General features: G+C 68.1%; 16 protein-coding genes. 11 read left to right on the top strand and 5 right to left on the bottom strand.

Annotation, left to right across the window (positions count from 1 at the left end; translation table 11 throughout):
- Nucleotides 1-9: 9 nt before the first annotated feature.
- Complete coding sequence (locus tag ACFWUU_RS26320; protein WP_380179133.1) at nt 10-1,305, bottom strand: ABC transporter substrate-binding protein; 1,296 nt, start codon at nt 1,303-1,305, stop codon at nt 10-12.
- A gap of 331 nt (nt 1,306-1,636) precedes the next feature.
- On the opposite strand from ACFWUU_RS26320, the gene ACFWUU_RS26315 reads away from it, so the two are divergent.
- Together ACFWUU_RS26315 and ACFWUU_RS26310 are read left to right on the top strand one after the other, a co-directional pair.
- Nucleotides 1,637-2,845, top strand: a complete 1,209-nt coding sequence (locus ACFWUU_RS26315; RefSeq protein WP_380179131.1) for a hypothetical protein — start codon at nt 1,637-1,639, stop codon at nt 2,843-2,845.
- Nucleotides 2,846-3,054: 209 nt separating this feature from the next.
- A complete protein-coding gene (locus tag ACFWUU_RS26310) occupies nt 3,055-5,979 on the top strand; it encodes a M36 family metallopeptidase (RefSeq protein WP_380179129.1) in 2,925 nt (974 codons plus the stop codon).
- Between the two features lie 251 nt (nt 5,980-6,230).
- Here ACFWUU_RS26310 and ACFWUU_RS26305 read toward each other — a convergent pair whose 3' ends face one another.
- A complete protein-coding gene (locus tag ACFWUU_RS26305) occupies nt 6,231-7,061 on the bottom strand; it encodes an SDR family NAD(P)-dependent oxidoreductase (RefSeq protein ID WP_380179127.1) in 831 nt (276 codons plus the stop codon).
- A 108-nt stretch (nt 7,062-7,169) separates the two neighbouring features.
- Between ACFWUU_RS26305 and ACFWUU_RS26300 the strand changes: the two genes are divergently transcribed.
- Entirely contained in the window at nt 7,170-7,739 is a 570-nt protein-coding gene (locus ACFWUU_RS26300; protein ID WP_380179125.1) for a PadR family transcriptional regulator, read from the top strand.
- A gap of 480 nt (nt 7,740-8,219) precedes the next feature.
- On the opposite strand, the gene ACFWUU_RS26295 is transcribed toward ACFWUU_RS26300, so the two are convergent.
- The gene (locus ACFWUU_RS26295; protein WP_380179123.1) at nt 8,220-9,230 is read right to left on the bottom strand and encodes a LacI family DNA-binding transcriptional regulator; all 1,011 of its coding nucleotides are present in this window, start codon (nt 9,228-9,230) and stop codon (nt 8,220-8,222) included.
- 116 nt (nt 9,231-9,346) lie between these two features.
- On the opposite strand from ACFWUU_RS26295, the gene ACFWUU_RS26290 reads away from it, so the two are divergent.
- The 4 genes from ACFWUU_RS26290 to ACFWUU_RS26275 all read left to right on the top strand — a co-directional run bounded on the left by ACFWUU_RS26290 (nt 9,347) and on the right by ACFWUU_RS26275 (nt 12,596).
- Entirely contained in the window at nt 9,347-10,249 is a 903-nt protein-coding gene (locus ACFWUU_RS26290; RefSeq protein WP_380179121.1) for an amidohydrolase family protein, read from the top strand.
- Nucleotides 10,246-10,806, top strand: coding sequence for a cysteine dioxygenase family protein (locus ACFWUU_RS26285; RefSeq protein WP_137256195.1), 561 nt, complete (start codon nt 10,246-10,248; stop codon nt 10,804-10,806). Before ACFWUU_RS26290 ends, ACFWUU_RS26285 begins: the two co-directional genes overlap by 4 nt.
- Nucleotides 10,807-10,891: 85 nt before the next feature.
- A complete protein-coding gene (locus tag ACFWUU_RS26280; RefSeq protein WP_380179119.1) occupies nt 10,892-11,710 on the top strand; it encodes a class I SAM-dependent methyltransferase in 819 nt (272 codons plus the stop codon).
- A 13-nt stretch (nt 11,711-11,723) separates the two neighbouring features.
- Entirely contained in the window at nt 11,724-12,596 is an 873-nt protein-coding gene (locus ACFWUU_RS26275; protein WP_380179117.1) for a GNAT family N-acetyltransferase, read from the top strand.
- A 3-nt stretch (nt 12,597-12,599) separates the two neighbouring features.
- Here the strand turns inward: ACFWUU_RS26275 and ACFWUU_RS26270 are convergent, their stop codons facing one another.
- Nucleotides 12,600-13,694: a TIGR03118 family protein gene (locus ACFWUU_RS26270; protein ID WP_380179115.1), complete on the bottom strand. Its 1,095-nt coding sequence runs from the start codon at nt 13,692-13,694 to the stop codon at nt 12,600-12,602.
- 132 nt (nt 13,695-13,826) lie between these two features.
- On the opposite strand from ACFWUU_RS26270, the gene ACFWUU_RS26265 reads away from it, so the two are divergent.
- Nucleotides 13,827-14,219, top strand: coding sequence for a RidA family protein (locus ACFWUU_RS26265; protein ID WP_137256199.1), 393 nt, complete (start codon nt 13,827-13,829; stop codon nt 14,217-14,219).
- Between the two features lie 61 nt (nt 14,220-14,280).
- Nucleotides 14,281-15,096 carry a PhzF family phenazine biosynthesis protein gene (locus ACFWUU_RS26260; protein ID WP_380179113.1) on the top strand — a complete coding sequence of 272 codons (816 nt, stop codon included), beginning with the start codon at nt 14,281-14,283 and terminating at the stop codon, nt 15,094-15,096.
- Here the strand turns inward: ACFWUU_RS26260 and ACFWUU_RS26255 are convergent.
- Nucleotides 15,093-15,716, bottom strand: coding sequence for a hypothetical protein (locus tag ACFWUU_RS26255; RefSeq protein ID WP_137256201.1), 624 nt, complete (start codon nt 15,714-15,716; stop codon nt 15,093-15,095). The genes ACFWUU_RS26260 and ACFWUU_RS26255 overlap by 4 nt on opposite strands.
- A 247-nt stretch (nt 15,717-15,963) precedes the next feature.
- Between ACFWUU_RS26255 and kdpF the strand changes: the two genes are divergently transcribed.
- Nucleotides 15,964-16,053, top strand: coding sequence for a K(+)-transporting ATPase subunit F (gene kdpF, locus ACFWUU_RS26250; RefSeq protein ID WP_137256202.1), 90 nt, complete (start codon nt 15,964-15,966; stop codon nt 16,051-16,053).
- A complete protein-coding gene (kdpA, locus tag ACFWUU_RS26245) occupies nt 16,053-17,714 on the top strand; it encodes a potassium-transporting ATPase subunit KdpA (RefSeq protein WP_137256203.1) in 1,662 nt (553 codons plus the stop codon). The genes kdpF and kdpA overlap by 1 nt, the downstream gene beginning before the upstream one ends.
- The last annotated feature ends 33 nt before the right edge of the window (nt 17,715-17,747 follow it).

The raw sequence follows: 17,747 nt of genomic DNA, 5'->3' as shown, positions 1-17,747 counted from the left end.
GTTGGGGTTTCAGACCAATCCCTCCAGCGTGGACTGCGCCTTACCGAGCGCATCGGCCGACGAGGCGTTGCCGGTCAGCACTTGCTTCCAGCCGTCCTCGATCGCCTTCTGTACGGCGGCGCCCTTGTCCGGCGACGGGATCGGCGTCGCGTACGAGAGCGCCTGGTACAGGTACTCCGTCCCCTTCGGCGCGTCCTCGAGGAACGACTGGCTGTTCGCGACCGACTTGCGGGCCGGCACGATCGTCCCGCCGAGCTGGGCGAAGAACGACGAGCCTTCCTTCGAGATCAGGAACTTGATGAACGTCCAGGCGTCGTCCTTCTTCTTCGACGCCTTGAGGATCGGGTACCCGTTCCAGCCGACCGGCGAGCCCTGCCCGGCCTTCACCGGCCACGGCACGATCCCCATCTTCGCGGTCGCCTTCAGGTTCCGGATGCTGATGATCGGCCAGCGCCCGCCGCCGAACATCGCCAGCTTGCCCTGCGCGGCCGCGGTCGTCGCGTCGAACGTGCCACCCGGCGGCGGCGACAGCTTGTCGGCGACCAGTTTGCGGTTGAAGTCAGCGGCCTCGATCACGCGAGGGTCGTTGTACGTCGGCCTCGACCAGTCCTCGCTGAAGCTGCTGGTCCCGTTGGTGAGCAGCCACGGCATGATCGCGGCGAAGTACTCCGGGCCTGCGGCGTACCCGAACGCGCCGGTCTTGGCCTTGATCTGCTCACACGCGTGCCGGAAGTCGTCCCAGGTCCACTTCGGCGTCGGCTCCGGTACGCCGGCCTTCGCGAACAGGTCCTTCGAGTACCACATGCACATCGTGTTGAACTCGCCCGGCAGGTAGTACGTCTTTCCGTCGGTCGACGCGTACTTCTTGTCCCACTCGACCAGGTTCGGGTCCATGTCGCCGTAGTACTCGTCGATCGTCGACTTGTCCTTGGCGATGTAGTCGTCGAGCGGCGCGAGCAGGCCCTTCGAGGCGAACAGCCGCTGGCCCTCGGTCGCGATCTGGATGACGTCCGGGACCTGGCCGCCGGCGATCCGGGTGGAGAGCTTGTTGAAGAAGTCGCCCCAGTTCGACAGCGGGATGCCCTCGGCCTTGAGCTTGATCTCCGGGTGCTGCTCGGTGAACTTCGCGAACAGCTTGTTCCACGTCGCCTGTTGCTCGGCCGTGCCCATGTAGACGAACGACAGCTCCTTGGACGACGAGCCGCCACTTCCGCCGCCGCCACCACAGGCGGCCAGCGCGGCGGCAAGCGCCGTACCGCCTGTCACCTGGAGGAAGTTTCGCCGACTCAACAGGGACTGATCCATGTCCGGACCTCCAGGCAGGGAAATCGATTTCTCGAAGGTTCCCGGCAGCATAGCCCCGGCTGTCCAAACCGTGTCAAGACTCGGGCGCCGGGAAACTCAGGGGGAAACCTTCACCGCTTTGCGCACCCTGCGTAAGCCCGCGATTACGCGGAATTTCCGGTCCGATCGGGGCGGGTGTCATGGGTTCACCCATGACATTTGTCAGCGGTCCGATCGCTGGCATCGGCTTGCCCGGCCGACGGACGATGCGAATACCCCCCAATTAATGCTGGCCTCCGCCCCGGCCATCAGGGTTTTGTGAGCGGAGGCCTGCCCAACTCGAGGAGTCCAGTTGAGGCAACGGATTCTCGTGTCCGCCCTGGGCGTCGGCGCACTGGCCGTCGCAGGTCTGACCGTCCAAGCACTGTCCGCATCGGGAGCCGACGCGGCCACCCCCTACACCGCCGGGAAGCACGCCGCCCGGGTGTGCTCGACCGCCAAGGCGAAGCACACCGCAAGCTGCGACGCGGTGAAACTCGTGAACCCGGACGGGTTCGCGCCGGCAGCCAGCGCGCCGCCGTCGACCGGCCTGACCCCAACCGGTCTGCGCGACGCGTACAAGCTCAACGGCCTCAGCGCCGGCGGCCGCACGGTCGCCATCGTCGACGCCTACGGCTACCCGAACCTGGAGCGCGACCTCGGCGTCTACCGCTCGCAGTTCGGCCTGTCCGCCTGCACCAAGGCGAACGGCTGCCTGAAGATCATCAACCAGACCGGCGGTACGTCGCTGCCGACGTTCAACGTGGGCTGGGCCGGCGAGCAGGCGCTCGACGTCGACGCGGTCTCGGCCGCGGCGCCGGACGCGAAGATCGTCGTCGTACAGGCCAACTCGGCCAGCTTCGCCGACCTCGGTACTGCGGTCCAGACCGCGGCCAAGCAGGCCGGTGTGGTCGCGATCTCGAACAGTTACGGCGGCGGCGACGCCTCCGATTCCACCTATGGCAAGTACTACAACCACCCGGGTATCGCAGTCACCGCCTCCACCGGTGACGACGGCTACCAGGGCGGCAGCTACCCGGCGTCCTCGTCGTACACGACGGCGGTCGGCGGTACGTCGTTGGTTGCCGCGAGCAACTCTCGGGGCTGGAGCGAGTCGGTGTGGAGCGGTGCCGGTTCGGGCTGCTCGACGTACAACACCGCACTGCCGGGTGCGGCGTCGTTCAGCACCGGCTGCTCGAAGCGGGCGATGGCGGACGTCTCCGCCGCGGCCGACCCGGGCAAGGGCGGTATGGCGATCTACTACCCGACGAGCAAGACCGCGTCGACCTGGGCGCAGTTCGGCGGGACCAGTGAGGCGGCTCCGATCATCGCCGCGGTCTACGCGCTGTCCGGCAACACCAGCGGCTACGCGAACTCGTTCCCGTACGCCCATCCGGGCTCGCTGTTCGACGTGACCAGCGGCAGCAACGGTTCGTGCCCCACGACCCAGTGGTGCAACGCCCGTACCGGTTGGGACGGCCCGACCGGCCTCGGTACTCCGAACGGCGCCGGCGCTTTCTGAGCGGTTGTAACACTCTGGGCGACCGGACAATGGCTGCGTGCAACCATTGTCCGGTCGCTTTTAGTACTGTTCCGAGCACGAAGGACAACCCTCAACTCCACGACATTCCGGGGATTTCTCTTCCCCGGAGCCCTCGGCAGGCTTAAGGTCAGCCCCCGGGACGGGTCGTGGAGGGCGACCCGCTAATTCGAACTCCATGGAGATTTGCTGTGACAACATCACGCAGAGGGCGGGGGCTCCTGGCAGTCTCAGCCGTCTCCGCGGCCGCCGTCGTGCTGGCCATGACCGCCGGTGGCGCGGACGCCGCGCAGAAGCCGGGCGGCGCCGACGCCAAGAAGCCTGCCCAGGCCGACAAGCAGACGTCGGGCAAGGAGCGCAAGGGCAACTACGACGCCCGGACGCCGAACGCCAAGACCACCTACGCCCGCTCCGCCAAGGTGCAGGGCAAGGAGACGGCCGCGGCGAAGAAGTTCCGCGACTCGCTCGGCACCCAGGGCGTCGTCCAGGTCGACCCGAACACCGGCACCCCGGCCCAGGTCACCAAGCTGAACGGCTTCCTGACCGGCAAGAGCGGCAAGAAGGCCACCGACGTCGCGCTCGGGTACGTCAAGGCCCACCCTGAGATCTTCAAGCTCTCCGACGCGGACCTCGGCACGCTGAAGCTGCGCAAGGACTACGTCGACGATCTCGGTACCCACCACATCTTCTGGACCCAGGTGGTCGACGGCGTCGAGGTCTTCGGCAACGGCCTGAAGGCCAACGTCACGAAGAACGGCCAGCTGATCTCCGTGATGGGCTCGCCCGTCTCCGGTCTGACCGCGGCCGCGCAGGCGCGCTCCGCCGAGGCCGCACCGAAGGTCTCCGCGGCCGACGCCCGCACCACCGCGATCAAGGACGTCGGGGGTACGGCGAAGTCCGCGACCGCGACCACGTCCGGTGTGAACACCAAGTGGAGCAACGGCGACACCGCCAAGCAGGTGTGGTTCCACACCGCCGACGGACTGCAGAAGGGCTGGCTGACCTACACCAACTCCGGTGGCCAGAACATCTACAGCCACGTCGTCGACGCCCAGACCGGCGCCACGCTCTACCGCAAGGACCTGGTCAGCGAGGGCAACGGCGACGCGCTGGTGCAGGACTACTACCCGGGCGCGGCCAAGGGCGGTACGCAGCGCACCGAGAACCTGATCTACAACAAGTGGCTGCCGAAGAACGCGAAGACCCTCCTCGACGGTACGTCGGTCGCCGCCTTCGCCGACGTGAACGACGACAACACGCCGAACCCGGGCGAGACCGTCAAGGTGCCGGGCACCAAGACCGGCTCGGAGTACAAGCTGACGACGTTCCAGAACGCCTCGTCGTTCTGCTCGGCCGCGTTCATCTGCACCTGGGACCCGGCGAAGCCGGACTCCTGGAAGACCAACATGAACCAGGACGTCACCAACGCGTTCTACCTGGCCAGCAACTACCACGACTGGCTGGCGAAGCCGCCGATCAGCTTCACCCCGGCGGCCGGTTCGTTCGACGCCGCGGGCGGCGACCCGGTCATGCTGAACGCGCTGGACGGCGCCGCCACCGCCGCGAACGGCGGCCCGGACGCCAACCACATCGACAACGCGAACATGTCCACCCCGCCGGACGGCCAGTCGCCGACCATGCAGATGTACCTGTGGCACTTCCCGGGTACGACGGACGCGCAGGAGGGCTACGTCCCGTCCAGCGGCGCGAACGACGCCAGCATCCTGTACCACGAGTACACCCACGGTCTGTCGAACCGCCTGGTCGTCGACGCCACCGGCAACTCGACGCTGAACAGCATCCAGGCCGGCTCGATGGGTGAGGCGTGGAGCGACTTCTACGCGATGGACTACCTGGTCTCGCACGGCCTGGAGAAGGACACCACCGCTCCGGGTGAGGTCCTCGAGGGCCGGTACGTCTCGCACGGCGAGCTGTTCCGGACCCAGGCGATCGACTGCCGCGTGAAGGCGGTCAGCGCGAACTGCATCCAGCCCGACGGTTCGAAGGGCGGCTACACGTACGCCGACTTCCCGACCATCGGCGGTTCGCCCGAGGTCCACGCCTCCGGCGAGGTCTGGGCGCAGACCCTCTGGGACCTGCGTGAGCGCTTCGGCCGTAGCTACGCGATGAGCATCATCACCCGCGCGATGGAGCTGTCGCCGGCCGACCCGACGATGCTCGACATGCGCAACGCGATCGTCCAGGCCGACCTGGTCGCCAGCGGCGGCAAGAACGCCGACATCATCTGGACCGTCTTCGCCAACCGCGGCATGGGCTGGTACGCCGGTGTCGTCGACGGCGGCGACGCGTTCCCGGCCGAGGACTTCCACAAGCCGCCGACGGGTGCGACCACGACCCTGACCGGCACGGTGAAGGACAAGGACACCGGTGCTCCGGTGGCCGGCGCGCTGGTCTACGTCGGTGGCCACTCCTCCGGGTACGCCGGTGACTACGCCGGTACGACCGATGCCAACGGCAACTACTCGATCACCGGTGTCGCACCGGGTACGTACCCGAAGCTCGTGATGTCCGCTCCGGGGTACGAACTGCTGGTCCAGCCGGCCACGGTCAAGGCCGGCGCCAAGGCGAACTTCACCCCGCGTCGCAACTGGGCCGCCTCCTCCGGCGGTGGCACGGTGACCGACTTCAACGGTCCGGACTTCACGCCGCAGTGTGGCCCGGCGTTCGCCATCGACAACGCCCAGGGCACCGGCTGGGGCAGCACGACCGGCGACGACAACGGCACGCCGACCAACAAGATGGTCGAGAAGCACATCGACATCAAGCTGCCGGCGAAGGTCAACGTCAGCGGCTTCAACATCGACCCGTCCAACACCTGTGGTGACCCGGGCAGCTCTTCGACCGGTGGCTACCGGGTGGAGACCTCGGCCGACGGCACCACCTGGGCAGTCGCGGCGTCCGGCACCTTCGACGCCACGAACCGGGGCAAGTACAACCTGGTCGCCCCGACCGGCAACGCGACCGGCATCCAGTACGTCCGGTTCGTGATGACCAGCCCGCAGGTCCCGGACTTCGAAACGAACTGCCCGGCCGGCGCCTTCGGCGGCTGCCAGTTCACCGACATGACCGAAATCCAGGTCTTCGGCAAGAAGTAACGCTGCAGAGCTGAACGAAGGGCCGGCCGAGCATCTTGCTCGGCCGGCCTTTCTGTTGTCTGCCCCGCGCGCTTGCCTGCCCCCGCGCGCTACGCAGGTGCTTCCTTCGTCGCTGCGCTCCTCAGCGCACCCACTCCGCGCGACCCCACCCACCCCCCCGCTCATCGCGGTGCATCCCCTTCCGGCTACCGCCGGACCGTGCGCGCTGCCGCGCGAGTGACCACACCGGGGTCAGGCCGAACTCAGTACGTTTACAGCTTCATGCCGTTCAGGCCGACGGCGCTGCTCAGCACGCGATCTCTCAGGCCTGGTGGGAGTTTCGGGAGGATCGCGCCGAGGGTGCGGGCTTCGGCGATGGCGTATCGGCGGCGTGGACGGCGGGACTCGACTGCGCGGACGATCACCTCCGCAACCTTCTCCACCGGGCCCGGTTTGAAGCGGCCCATTGCCTTTTCGTAGGCGGCCAAGTGCGCCTGATACAACCCGACCCGGTCGCGATCGGCCTGCTGCATCGCGGCGTCCGCGGCCGCGCCCGCTCGCGCGAAGATCTCGGTCCCGGTCGTGCCCGGCTCGATCACCACCACCGGGATCTTCCAGGCGGCCAGTTCCAACCGCAGCGCGTTCGACAGCGCCTCGAGCCCAGCCTTGCTCGCGGACAGCGCGCCCAGCAAAGGCATCGCAACGCGTCCTGTAGCCGCACTCACATTCACGATCCGCCCATGGCCAGCACGCACCAACGGCAGAAACTCTCGTACTACGGACGCCGGGCCCAGCGTGTTCACCTCGAGCTGGCGGCGCCACTCGTCGGCGGGGACCAGCTCGAGCGGCCCCTGCACGATCACGCCGGCGTTGTTGATCACCGCCCACAGACCGTCCACCTCACCCGCGACCCGCTTGGCCGCCGCGGCGACGCTCTCCGGGTCCGCCACATCCAACGGCACCACCCGCACACCCGGTTCGAACTCGGCTGGTCCGCGCGCTCCGGCGTACACGGTGAAACCCCGGCTCTGCAGCAGCCGGACCGTCGCCGTACCGATGCCGCCGGTTGATCCGGTGACGAGAACCGCCCGTGCCTCAGTCATATGAACTCCTCGGAGATGTTCTCTAGGACATGTCCCTAGGGACATGTCTGAGCATGCACATGTCCGTAGGGACATGTCAAGATGGCTGGACAACGAAGGAGGGTGGACATGTCACTGCGGCACGGGTTGCTCGGGCTGCTCGCCGAAGGACCGGCGAGTGGGTACGACCTGGCCGGACGGTTCACCGAGGTGCTCGGTTCGATCTGGCCGGCGCAGCACCCGAAGATCTACGCCGAGCTGAACAAGCTCGCGGCCGAGGGTCTGGTCGAGGTCGAGAGCGAGGGGCCGCGGCGGCGGAAGGCGTACCGGATCACCGATGCGGGCGTGGCGGAGGTGAAGCGCTGGCTGACCGAGGTCGACGTCGACCACACGATGCGGCTGCAGCCTCTGCTGCGCTCGTTGTTCTTCTGGATGATGGAGACCGACGAACTGCAGAGGCATCTGGAGGCGGAGGCTAGCTACTACCGCGAGCTCGCGGGGCAGTACCGCGACTATGCCGCCCGGAAGGATCGCGGGGAGTTCGGCTACAGCGAGCAGACGCAGTCGATGCGCGTGACCATCGAAGCCGGGGTCCGCCTGTACTCCGCTCTCGCCGACTGGGCCGAATGGGCGCAGACCGTCCCACCTGCCAAGCAGTCGAAGCAGCGTGGCGAGGGCAAGGGTGGGAGCGGCACGTAGCTTGCCGACGGACGGACTCTGGCGTACCTGCGCGAGCCGAGCTCCCAGCCGGCGGAGGAGCTAGGGCCGCACGGCGGCGGAGGAGCTAGGGCACGGCGGCGGAGGAGCCGCGCGTGGGGCCGCGGGCCGGATCCGCGCGACGGGTGCGGTCCTGCCTGACCCCGGTGTGGTCACTCGCGCGGCAGCGCGCACGGTCCGGCGGTAGCCGGGAGATCCGGCGATAGCCGGCAACACCCCGGCGGTAGCCGGAAACTCCCGGCGATAGCCGGAAGGGAATGCACCGCGCTGAGCGGGGGGTGGGCGGGTGCGCGCGGAGTGGGCGCGCTGAGGAGCGCAGCGACGAAGGAAGCGCCTGCGGAGCGTGCGGGGATGCCCACATACCATCACGCTCGTCCGGATCGTGGACAACGGATAGTAAGTGTAGTGAGTTAGTCTAGTTTCGAGCGCGTGGATCCTGTCGCGTATCGGTGGCCGGCTCGCCTAGGTGGTCGGCGGGGCGGCTACCGAGCCGCGTTCTATCAGGGTTGGCGTGAGGGTGGTGCGGCGGACTCGGCGGTTGGTGTCGACAGCGGACGTGACGCGGGTGACGACGTGGGTGACCAGGTCGTCGAGGGGCCAGTGGAACGTCGACAGTGGTGGGGTGAGCAGCTGGGACAGCGGCTGGTCGTCGTAGCCGAGCAGGGACAGGTCGTCGGGGATGCGGAGGCCGAGCTCGCGGCTGGCGGCGTACACGCCGAAGGCCATCGAGTCGGCGAGTGCGAGGATGCCGGTCGGGCGGTTTGCGGTGGTCAGCAGCGTGCGGGCGACGTCGGTCGCGCCGGCCAGGTCGTGCGGGCATTGCAGCAGGCGGATCTCCAGCCCGAGGTCGGCCGCGAACCGCTGGGCGATCTCCTCGGCGGGCCGCTCGACCTCGAAGCGCCGGGTCGGGCTCAGTACGGCGACGTTGCGGTGACCCGCATCGGCGAGCCGGCGCAGCGCCGTACTCACGCCGGTTTCGTTGTCGAAGATCACCTCGGACTTCGCCTTCGCGCCGGGCAGGGCGTCGCCGATCGCGATCACCGGCGCCTGCTTGGCGATCTCGGCCCAGGCCTTGGCGGCCGGGTCGATCGGGATCACCACGATCGCGTCGGCGCGGTGGTCGACCAGGTGCTGGGCGAGCTCGAGCTGCCGGTCTGCGTCGCCGGCCGAGTCGATGATCCAGGCGTTCCGGTCCGGGGCGAGGAGCTCGCGGCCGAGCGCGGCTGCGACGCGCTGCTGCCAGAGGTCCTCGAGGGATGCGCAGAGTACGCCGATCGAGCCGCTCCGGCCCGAGGCGAGCGCGCGGGCGACCGGATCAGCCTGGTACCCGAGGCGGTCGGCCGCGTCCTGGACCCGCTGCCGGGTCTCGGGCGTGCCGTGCAGACCGCGCAGCGCGTACGACACAGCGGCCATCGAGAGCCCGGTCTCGGCGGCAATGTCCTTGAGGGTTGGCCTCCGGCCGGTTCCGGACATGCCCACGACCCTAGCCGCAGCCGTGGACAAAAACTTGACAAGGACGGCATTGAAGCGCTTCACTCTAACCATCCTGAAGCGCTTCAATCTGATCAAACTCCAGTGAGGAGGAGCCGATGATCGACGTCCACCAGCATCTGTGGCCGGAAGCGTTCGTCGACCGGCTCCGGGCGCGCCGCGAGCCGCCGTACCTCGACGGCTGGACGCTGCACACCGCGACCGAGGCGCCGTACGACGTGGATCCCGCGGCGCACGAGATCGGCAAGCGGGTGGCGCTGGAACAGGACGCCGGTACGACGCTCGCCGCCGTTTCACTGTCGAGCCCGCTCGGTATCGAGGAGCTCGGCGACGCGGAGCTCCTGGCCGCCTGGCACGAAGGTGCCGCACTCTTCCCGCGCCCCTTCCGGGCCTGGGCGTCCGTCGATCTGCTCGAGACCGACATTAAAGAGCTGAAATCCCTTCTGAATAAGGGATTTCTCGGACTGCAGCTCCCTGCGCATGTGCTCGGCGCACCGTCGTCCTGGGAGGCGCTCGGCGAGTTGCTCGAGACCCTCGAGCGGTCGAACAAGCCGATCCTCGTCCACCCCGGCGCGGCCAGCTCGAACGAAGCGCTGTGCTGGTGGGCGCCTGTCGTCGACTACACCACTCAGCTGCAGGCGGCCTGGTGGGCGTGGCACGCGTTCGGCGGACGGCGTACGTACCCGGGTCTGCGGTTGTGCTTCGCCGCCGCGGCCGGTCTCGCGCCGGTGCACCACGAGCGGCTGGCCGCTCGCGGCGGGCGGCTCGGCACCATCGATCCCAATCTGTACGTCGACACCTCGAGCTACGGCCCGCAGGGGATCGACGCGGTCGCGCGGATCCTCGGCATCGACCAGGTCGTGCACGGCACCGACCGGCCGTACGCCGGAACCACCGACCTCCGCCAGGGCGACGCCGCGACCGCGGTGATCCGCCACGACAACCCACACCGGCTGCTCTTCGGCACCGGTGGAACTACTCCTGAGAGGGGAGTGCAGTGACTGCCCAGCCGATCGACGTACCGAACGTCCCAGCTCGCCAGGCCAGCCGGCTCGTGGAGCTCAACAACTGTCTGTCGCTGGATGACCTTCCAGGCCGGGATCTCAACCCCGACGAGCTGTCGGAGCTGGCCGCGTCGATCGCGGCGCAGCCGCACCTGTGGGAGGACCAGGTCGCGTACTCCGACGAGGAGCGCGTCTTCGCGTCCCTGCACCGTGACGCGAATGTCGACGTCTGGCTGATCTGCTGGACCCCTGTGAACGACACCGGCTGGCACGACCACGACATCTCGTCCGGCGCGGTCGCGGTTGCTCGCGGCAAGCTCGTCGAACACAACCTCGCGATCGGCGTCGAGTCGATCGAGACCGAGGTCGAGGCCGGCGACGTGTACGGCTTCGGGCCGGACCACATCCACCGCCTGACCGGTCTCGACAAGGGCAGCGTCACCGTCCACGCGTACAGCCCGCCGCTGTGGCGGATGGGCCAGTACTCGGTGAAGGAAGGCGTGCTGCGCCGGGTCTCGGTCTCGTACGCCGACGAACTCCGCCCGATCGACTGAGGTGAACGGGGCATCCCGGGGCAGATCGATCTGCCCCGGGATCTGGCCTGCCTGGGGGCGGGTTTTGTGCTCAGACTCGGGTGTCATGACGATGCACTTGGAGCTCGAAGAGCACTACAGCGAGCGGTACGACGAAGCGAGCCGGCTGGGGTCGACCGTCAAAGGGCGGTTGGAGCTGGCGCGGGTACAGGATCTGCTCAACAGGTACCTGCCGGCGCCTCCCGCGGCGGTGGCGGATATCGGTGGCGGGCCCGGGGTTCATGCGGGGTGGTTGAAACATCGCGGGTACGACGTCGAGCTGCTCGATCCGGTCGAGCGGCACGTGCGGCAGGCGACCGAGGCCGGGATCAGCGCAGTACAAGGGGATGCGCGGGAGCTGCCGTGGGAGGACGAGGAGTTCGACGCCGCGTTCGTGGCCGGGCCGATGTATCACCTGCGGGAGCCGGACGAGCGGCAGCTCGCGCTGCGTGAGGCGATCCGGGTGACGAAGCTCGGTGGGTTCGTCGCGGTGGTCGCGATCAACCGGGCGGCGAATCTGATCGGCTCCACGCTGGCCAACACGTTGATCCAGCGGCAGGCGGTGGTGACGGACATCCTGCGCGACGGGTACAGCCCGCGGAACGACCGGATGGCGCATACGACGTACCACACCGTCGCGCAGCTACGAGCCGAGCTCACCCACGCCGGCCTCCGCGGCGTCATGATCCACGGCCTGACCGGCCCCGGCGGCTGGCTCACCGTGATGATCGACGCCCACTACGGCGACCGCCCCCTCCCCGACACCCTCCAAGAGCCGGATCCACTCCGCACAGCCCTCGAATGCGCCCGCCTCGCCGACTCCTTCCCGGAGATGGTCCAGTCAAGCTCGTTGCTCTTCGGAGTAGGCCAACGAGCAGATCTCTGACTAAAGTCAGAGGATGGGTGTTGTGGAGGTGCGGCGGTTCAACCGGATGGTTACTCAGCGGGTGGGGGCGTTGCAGGAGGACTATTTGGCGCGCGGTCGTCCGCTGGGGGAGGACCGGGTGTTGTGGGAGATCGGGGTGGAGGGGTGTGACGTGCGCACCCTGCGTGCGCGGCTTGATCTCGACTCTGGGTACATGAGTCGGCTGCTGCGGTCGCTGACGAAAGCTGGACTCGTGGAGGTTGAGCCGAGCGCGGCGGATGCGCGGGTGCGGATCGCGCGGCTGACCAACACAGGGCTCGACGAGCGGCGCGTGCTTGATGAGAGGTCGGACGAGTTGGCGGGTTCGATCCTCGAGCCGCTGGACGAGCGGCAGCGGGCGCGGTTGACGGCGGCGATGGATGAGGTGACCCGGTTGCTGACGGCGTCGATGGTGCAGGTCGAGATCGTCGACCCGCGGCTGCCGGTGGCGCAGTACTGCTTGAACTTGTACTTCGAGGAGCTCGGCCGGCGGTTCGAGACCGGGTTCGACCCGGCGCGGAGTATCTCGGCGGACCATGCCGAGTTGACGCTCCCCGCCGGGTTGTTGCTCGTGGCAACGTTGCGGTCGGAGCCGGTCGGGTGTGGTGCGCTCAAACTGCACGGCACCGGGCCGGCCGAGATCAAACGGATGTGGGTGTCACCGGATGCGCGCGGGCTCGGGCTGGGCCGTCGACTGCTGGCAGAGCTCGAGCGTACGGCGGCCGCGAATGGCGCCACCGCCGTACGGCTCGAGACCAACCGCAACCTGAAGGAGGCGATCGCCCTCTACCGCTCCTCGGGCTTCGAGGAGGTGCCGGCGTTCAACACCGAGCCCTACGCGCATCACTGGTTCGAGAAACCTCTCTGATACCTACGGCATCCGGAGCTGGCCGAGGAGACCATGCGTCTCCTTGGCCGGACCGGCGGAGAACCACAGTGCGTCAGGCCCACCAGTGGTGGCAGTGCCTGGCAGCAGCGCCCAGAGGCCGTCGATCACCAGGGTCTTGCCGTGGCTGTTGCGAACCTGGCCCGCGAAGTCGAACCTGCCGTGCGACTTCGGCCGCAGGATGTTGATCCGGCCGTCGCCGAAGTTGCCGACGAGGACCGTACCGGTCGGCTCACCCCACGACGCCGGAGCAAGCGTCAGACCCCACGGCGCGTTCAGCGTGCCGCGAGACGCAACCCGGGTGACGAACTTGCCGTCCACGGTGTACTCATCGACGTACCCGAGTCCACGCCCGGCCAGGCTGCGGCCGGTCTTCGGGTCGGGCTTCGCGTACGTCACGAAGACGTGGTCGTTCAGCGTCTGCACGTTGAACGGCGCGTACCCGCGCGGCAGCGAGAAGTCCCGGAACGCCCACTTCGACAGCTTCACCGGCATGAACGCGTTGTCGAACACGTCCACCTTGCCCTGCGCGAAGTTCGCCGCGAACAGCCGGTCGGACGCCGGCGAGATCGCCAGCCCTGTGTACGCCGCGCCCTTCACGGTCGCCTTGATGTCGGCCGGCCCCATCAACGGGTTGATCGTCGGGTTCCAGGCCGCGATCTGGCCGGTCAGCGTGGCGAAGATGAACCGTGCCGGCGCGGACGCGGTCGCGTTGCTGACCAGGAACCCGGTGCCCGGGTTGGACACCTGCCCGGTCGGCAGCGGCACCGTCACCCGGACGGTCGGCACCTTGGTCACGGTGTTCGAGCCGGGCGCGGACGAGTACAGCGTGGACGTCGACGTACCTTGGTTGGACACCCAGAGCGGGGTGGTCGCGCCGAGCGACAGACCCCACGGGTTCACCAGGTCCGGGTCCGTCAGGACGGCTTTGCCGGCCTGGTCCGAGACCAGGTTGACCTGTTGTACGGCGAGCGCGTGATGCGACCCGTGTGCGCTGGCGGTCACCGGGGTGACAAGTGCGAGGCCGCTGACCAGTGCGGTGGCAACCGCGAGTGGCCGGCCCTTCGAGCGGAGTGACATGTCACTTTCCTGTCGGTAGGGATGCGGAACACCATCGATACGACCGGGTGGGCTAGGCGGTTCAATCGCCGCAAGGTAGACATGGCGGAGAACTCGGGTGGGGAAGCATTGATGAAGTAGAAGGGGGAATCCATGTCTGATCTAGCAATCGAGCCGCTGAATCCGTCGATCCTGCCGATGTCGGGTAAGTACAGCCACGGCGTCCAGGTCGACGGCGCGCAGCGGATGGTGTTCGTCAGCGGGCAGGTGCCGTGGGGCAACGAGCACGGGCGGGTGCCGGAGACGTTCGAGGCGCAGTGCCGGATGGTCTGGCGGAACGTGCTCGCCGTACTGTCCGAGGCGGGGATGGGGATCCGGAACCTGGTGAAGGTGACGACGTACCTGTCCGACCGGCAGTACCGCGCGCTGAACGCGAAGATCCGCGAAGAGGTCCTCGGCGATCACGCCCCGGCGCTCACGGTCGTCATCGCCGACATCTACGCGGAGAACTGGCTCCTCGAGATCGAGGCCGTCGCAATGGCCTGAGCGGTCCACCTCGTGCCGAATGGCTATGGATACCCACAGCGGTCCTGTTTAGCGTCGAGCTATGAGGATCAGGGTTGTCGACGCGTTCGCCGATCGTCCGTTCAGCGGTAATCCCGCCGGGGTGTGTCTCCTCGAAGCCGGGGAATGGCCCGACGAGGCCTGGATGCGGTCCGTCGCGGCCGAGCTGAAGCACGCCGAGACCGCGTTCGCGCGACCGTCGGAGCGGCCCGACGCGGACTGGGATCTGCGCTGGTTCACGCCGACGAAGGAGGTCGTGCTCTGCGGGCACGCGACGCTGGCGATCACCCATGCGCTGGCCGCGGACGGAAAGGTGTCCGGCAAGGTCGCGTTCGCGAGCCTGAGCGGCATCCTCGTCGCGACTGTCGAGGACGACGGGATCACGCTGGACTTCCCGGTCAACCGGCCGTTCGAGGTGCCGGTCCCGGACGGGATGGCGGCAGCGTTGTCGGTGGAGCCGGTCGAGCCGGTCGAGGTCTACGTCACCGGCGAGCTCCGCGATCTCCTGGTCGTCGTCCGTGACGAGGAGACCGTGCACGCGGTGATCCCGCAGTACGACGCGATCGCGGCGATCACCGAGCGGGAGAAGCTGCGCGGGGTGATCGTGACGGCGCAGGGTTCGGAGTACGACTTCGTCTCGCGGTTCTTCGCGCCGGGCAGCGGGATCCCGGAGGACCCGGTGACCGGCAGCGCGCACACCAGTCTGACGCCGTACTGGGGCGAACGCCTCGGACGGAACGAACTGGTCGGGTACCAGGCGTCCGCCCGAGGCGGGGTCGTCCAGGTCAGCTCATCCGGCGACCGCGTCTACCTGAAGGGCCAGGCGATCACGGTCCTGGACGGTGAGCTGCTGGTCTAGGCCCAGGTCTCGGCGTGGGTCGCCACGCCGTTCGGGGCGATGAGTTCGGTGACGACGTCCTCCGCGTCGGCGTCCAGCGGCTCGAACGGCGGCTCCGGTACGACGTACGCCCGCGCGCCGGCGACCATCTCGATCCCGGGCAGCTCGAACCAGGCCTCGCCGACCTCACGGCTGATCTCGTAGATCGCCTGCTCGGCGGAGTCGACCGGCTCCCGCTCGCCGGACTCGTCCAGTTCGGCCGGGTGCCGCTCCTGCGCGGCCCGGCCGGCCTCCAGCAGCGCGTCCAGGTCGACCACCCGCAGGTCGAACCGGGACACCACGCTGATCACCTGGTCCGGCTCGACGTCTTCCTCGTCCTCGTCGTCGTCGGAGTCGTCCAGCAGCAGCGGCGTCGTACCGGTGTGCTCGAAGACGGCCTCGTTCCAGTCCTCGACCACACCCTCGAGGGCGGCGTTGTGCTCGAACAGCTCGGCGTTGTCCTCGTCGCCGGTCATCGCGAGCAGCGCGTCGGTGTGGGCCAGCAGGCGCTCGGCCAGCTTCTGGCTGGCCTCGGCCAGCGCGGCCCGGGTCTCCGCGGAGAAGAACTGCTCGGCGGGGGCGGGGGTGTCCAGTTCAGTCACGTGCGGGATCTTCCCTGTCTGTCGGTGGGCATGCCAGCCGTAAGTATGTGAGAAGCCTGTGAGAGCTCTGTCAGCGGGTGTGAGAGGCCTGCGAGAACCCTCCTGAGCAGGCAGCTAGCGGTGTGCAGTTGAACCCATGAGCACATTTGTCGCGAGGTGGAGCCGTCATGGGTGACGTCATCTACATCGCAGTCACCGTCGTCGTGTTCGCGGCCATCTGGTTCGCGCTGCGTGGAGTGGAGAAGTTGTGAGCGCCGAGAACATTGCCGGCCTGGTGGTGGCCGCTGCTCTGGTCCTCTACCTGATCGCCGCCCTGATCTTCCCCGAGAGGTTCTGATGTCAGACACCGCGGCCGGCCTGTTGCAGGTCGGCTTCCTCCTCCTGTGCCTGGCGGCCGTCTACCGGCCGCTGGGTGGGTACATGGCTCGGGTCTTCACGTCCGACAAGGACCTGGCCGTCGAGCGCGTGACCTACAAGCTCTTCGGCGTCGACTCGAAGGCCGACCAGACCTGGGGCGTCTACGCCCGGTCGCTGATCGCCTTCTCGGCCCTGAGCCTCGTACTGCTCTATCTGTTGCAGCGGATCCAGCACTGGCTGCCGCTGTCGCTGGGCCTGCCGAACGTCGAGTCCGGGCTGGCGTTCAACACCGCCGCCTCGTTCGTCGCGAACACCAACTGGCAGTCGTACTCGCCAGAGGTGACGATGGGCCACCTGGTCCAGTTCGCCGGCCTCGCGGTGCAGAACTTCCTGTCAGCGGCCGTCGGCATCGTGGTCGCGGTCGCGCTGATCCGCGGGTTCGCCCGGGCCAAGACCGACCGGCTCGGCAACTTCTGGGTCGACCTGACCCGGACCACGCTGCGGATCCTGCTGCCGATCGCGGTTCTCGGTACCCTCGCGCTGGTCGCGATGGGGGTCGTACAGAACTTCTCCGGCGGGCACGAGGTCGCGTCGGTCGTCGGCCAGAGCCAGACCATCCCCGGCGGCCCGGTGGCCAGCCAGGAGGTCATCAAGGAGCTCGGCACCAACGGCGGCGGCTTCTACAACGCCAACTCCGCGCACCCGTTCGAGAACCCGAACGGCCTGTCGAACCTGTTCGAGATCTTCCTCGAGCTGGTCATCCCGGTCGCGCTGACCCGCACCTTCGGCCTGATGGTCAAGGACAAGCGGCAGGGCTACGCGATCCTCGGCGTGATGGGCACGCTCTGGGCGGCCTTCACCTTCGCCGCGACCTTCTTCGAGAACCAGGGCGCCGGTACGGCGACCCAGGCCGCGGGCGCTGCGATGGAAGGCAAGGAGACCCGCTTCGGCGAATGGGCCTCGGCGCTGTTCGCAACCTCGACGACGGGTACGTCGACCGGTGCCGTGAACTCGGCGCACGACTCGTTCACCCCACTCGGCGGCGGTACGACGCTGTTCCACATGATGCTCGGAGAAGTCTCGCCGGGCGGTACTGGAACGGGTCTGTACGGCATGCTGATCCTCGCCGTACTGGCGGTGTTCGTCGCGGGCCTGATGGTCGGACGCACCCCGGAGTACCTGAAGAAGAAGATCACCGCGCGCGAGATGAAGCTGGTCTCGCTGTACATCCTGGCGACGCCGACCGTCGTACTGATCGGTGCCTCGCTGGCGATGGGGCTCGCGGTGGCCCGGGCGTCGATCTTCAACACCGACAGCCCGCACGGGTTCTCCGAAGTGCTGTACGCGTTCACGTCGGCCGGTAACAACAACGGCAGCGCGTTCGGCGGTCTGAGCGCGAACATCCCGTTCTACAACACCGCTCTCGGGCTGGTGATGTTGCTCGGCCGGTTCGTCCCGATCGTGTTCGCGCTCGCGCTGGCGGGTTCGCTCGCCCAGCAGCAGCCGGTACCGGTGACCCAGGGCACGCTGCCCACCCACAAGGCCCTGTTCGTGACGCTGCTCGTCGGCACCGTCCTGATCGTGACCGGCCTGACCTACTTCCCTGCACTGACTCTTGGACCCCTCGCGGAGGGACTGTGACCACGCTCGTAAAACCGCCCGCGTCCACGCCGG

Origin of the sequence: Kribbella sp. NPDC058693 (assembly GCF_042715335.1) — a bacterium.
Classification (GTDB): Bacteria; Actinomycetota; Actinomycetes; order Propionibacteriales; family Kribbellaceae; genus Kribbella; species Kribbella jiaozuonensis.
Note: the sequence above shows the minus strand (reverse complement) of the source record. Positions and strands in the feature narration are given on the sequence as shown.

Bases quoted from the DNA above. Each gene is read 5' to 3' on its own strand.
- ACFWUU_RS26280 (WP_380179119.1), top strand. From the start codon at position 10,892: ATGACGATGCACTTGGAGCTCGAAGAGCACTACAGCGAGCGGTACGAC.
- ACFWUU_RS26260 (WP_380179113.1), top strand. From the start codon at position 14,281: ATGAGGATCAGGGTTGTCGACGCGTTCGCCGATCGTCCGTTCAGCGGT.
- ACFWUU_RS26295 (WP_380179123.1), bottom strand. From the start codon at position 9,230: ATGTCCGGAACCGGCCGGAGGCCAACCCTCAAGGACATTGCCGCCGAG.
- ACFWUU_RS26265 (WP_137256199.1), top strand. From the start codon at position 13,827: ATGTCTGATCTAGCAATCGAGCCGCTGAATCCGTCGATCCTGCCGATG.
- kdpA (WP_137256203.1), top strand. From the start codon at position 16,053: ATGTCAGACACCGCGGCCGGCCTGTTGCAGGTCGGCTTCCTCCTCCTG.
- ACFWUU_RS26275 (WP_380179117.1), top strand. From the start codon at position 11,724: ATGGGTGTTGTGGAGGTGCGGCGGTTCAACCGGATGGTTACTCAGCGG.
- ACFWUU_RS26300 (WP_380179125.1), top strand. From the start codon at position 7,170: ATGTCACTGCGGCACGGGTTGCTCGGGCTGCTCGCCGAAGGACCGGCG.
- ACFWUU_RS26290 (WP_380179121.1), top strand. From the start codon at position 9,347: ATGATCGACGTCCACCAGCATCTGTGGCCGGAAGCGTTCGTCGACCGG.
- ACFWUU_RS26320 (WP_380179133.1), bottom strand. From the start codon at position 1,305: ATGGATCAGTCCCTGTTGAGTCGGCGAAACTTCCTCCAGGTGACAGGC.
- ACFWUU_RS26270 (WP_380179115.1), bottom strand. From the start codon at position 13,694: ATGTCACTCCGCTCGAAGGGCCGGCCACTCGCGGTTGCCACCGCACTG.
- ACFWUU_RS26305 (WP_380179127.1), bottom strand. From the start codon at position 7,061: ATGACTGAGGCACGGGCGGTTCTCGTCACCGGATCAACCGGCGGCATC.